Origin of the sequence: Streptomyces physcomitrii (genome assembly GCF_012273655.1) — a bacterium.
Classification (GTDB): Bacteria; Actinomycetota; Actinomycetes; order Streptomycetales; family Streptomycetaceae; genus Streptomyces; species Streptomyces physcomitrii.
Genome location: NZ_JAAWWP010000044.1, coordinates 1 through 1,991, shown reverse-complemented (window position 1 = coordinate 1,991; position 1,991 = coordinate 1). Strand labels below are relative to the sequence as shown.

The window sequence follows — 1,991 nt, the reverse complement described above, 5'->3', positions numbered from 1 at the left end:
CCCAGCGGCGGCTATCGCGTAGAGACCAGGACCGGTAGATCATGGAGCATGGTAAGTACCGTTTCATTGTGGGGTTTTTGGTTGCTCCACTGGCCTTGTATGCCGTCTTCGTCATCTGGCCGTTCATCCAGGCGATCTATTACTCGTTCACGGACTGGACGGGGTTGAGTTCGGATTTCCAGATGGTGGGTTTCCGGAACTACAGCAAGATGCTGGATGACGGGGTGTTCTGGAAGTCGTTCCAGCACAGTGTGCTGTTCGCGCTGTTGCTGCCGCTGGTGACACTGTCTTTGGCGTTGTTCTTCGCCTACATGCTGAATGTGGGCGGGCGGCGTCGTAGGGACGCGGCGGTGGGGGGTGTGCGGGGTGCGGGGTTCTACAAGATCGCGTATTTCTTCCCGCAGGTCCTGTCGATCGCGATCGTGGCGTTGTTGTTCCAGTTCGCCTACGACCCGCGTCAGGGGGCGATCAACGGGGCGCTGGAGGCGTTCGGGGTCGCGGACCGGCCGAACTGGCTGGGGGATCCGGATCTGGCTCTGTGGTGTGTGATGGCGGTGCTGGTGTGGTCCACGGTGGGGTTCTTCGTGGTCCTGTTCTCCGCGGGGATGGCCTCGATCCCGAAGGATTTCTACGAGGCGGCGTTGCTGGACGGGGCGTCACGGTTCACGACGTTCTTCAAGATCACGTTGCCGTTGCTGTGGGACACGGTCCAGTCGGGCTGGGTCTACATGGGCATCCTCGCTCTGGGCGCGGAGGCGTTCGCGACGGTGCAGATCATGACGGTGGGCCCGGGCGGTCCGGCGGACTCGACCACGGTCTTGCCGCTGTACGTGTACCAGAAGGCCTTCGCAGGCGGTCAGGCCGCCTATGCCACAACGATCGGTGTCGCCCTGCTGATCATCACCCTGCTCTTCGCCGCCGTGGTGATGCGACTGGGCCGACGCGAACGGCTGGAGTTCTGACGTGAAGACCACCGACACCCCCAACAACCCCGACACCCCCGACAACCCCGGCACTCCACAAACCCGCGGAACCACCGGAACCGCCGACACTTCCGGTGTTCCTGCGGTGCCCGGTGCGGTGGGCGGCGGCAGGGTGGGCAAGGATCCGCTGAAGACGCCCGCCCCTGTCGCCGGTCCTGCCGGCAGGTCGGGACAGGGTGTGGGCGGTGGGGTCCTGAACGTGTTCTCCCACGGCATCCTGATCCTGTGGGCGATCCTGGTCGTGCTGCCTTTGGCGTGGGCGGTGATGACCTCGTTCAAGTCGGACAGCGCCATCTTCGCCTCGCCCTGGTCCCTGCCCGACCGGCTCCACTTCGAGAACTGGTCACGGGCCTGGAGCCAGGCCCACATGGGCCAGTACTTCGCCAACACCCTCATCGTGGTGGCCTGCTCCCTGACCGGCACCCTGATTTTGGGCTCGATGGCCGCCTACGTCCTGGCCCGCTTCGAGTTCCCCGGCCGCCGCTTCCTGTACTACCTCTTCGTCGGCGGCATGAGCTTCCCGATCATGCTCGCCCTGGTCCCCCTGTTCTACGTCATGAACAACGCGAGCCTGGTCAACACCCTGCACGGCCTGGTCCTGGTCTACATCGCCTACTCCCTGCCGTTCACCGTGTTCTTCCTGACCGCGTTCTTTCGCACCCTGCCCTCCTCCGTCGCCGAAGCCGCCTTCGTCGACGGCGCCTCCCACACCCGCACCTTCTTCCAGATCATGCTCCCCATGGCCAAACCCGGGCTGATCAGCGTGGGCATCTTCAACTTCCTCGGCCAGTGGAACCAGTACATGCTCCCCACCGTGCTCAACACCCAGCCCGAGAAGAAAGTCCTCTCCCAAGGCCTGGTCGAACTCGCCGTCTCCCAGGGCTACAAAGGCGACTGGTCCGGACTCTTCGCAGGCCTCGTCATGGCCATGCTCCCCGTCCTGGCCGCCTACATCATCTTCCAACGCCAAGTCGTCCAAGGCCTCACCGCCGGCGCCGTCAAATAACC

Annotated in this window: 2 protein-coding genes; both read left to right on the top strand. The window is 64.0% G+C overall.

Annotation, left to right across the window (positions count from 1 at the left end):
* The first annotated feature begins 41 nt into the window (after nt 1–41).
* Entirely contained in the window at nt 42–962 is a 921-nt protein-coding gene (locus tag HFV08_RS31000) for a carbohydrate ABC transporter permease (RefSeq protein WP_168543885.1), read from the top strand.
* A 106-nt stretch (nt 963–1,068) separates the two neighbouring features.
* Entirely contained in the window at nt 1,069–1,989 is a 921-nt protein-coding gene (locus tag HFV08_RS30995) for a carbohydrate ABC transporter permease (RefSeq protein ID WP_168543886.1), read from the top strand.
* Nucleotides 1,990–1,991 lie beyond the last annotated feature (2 nt).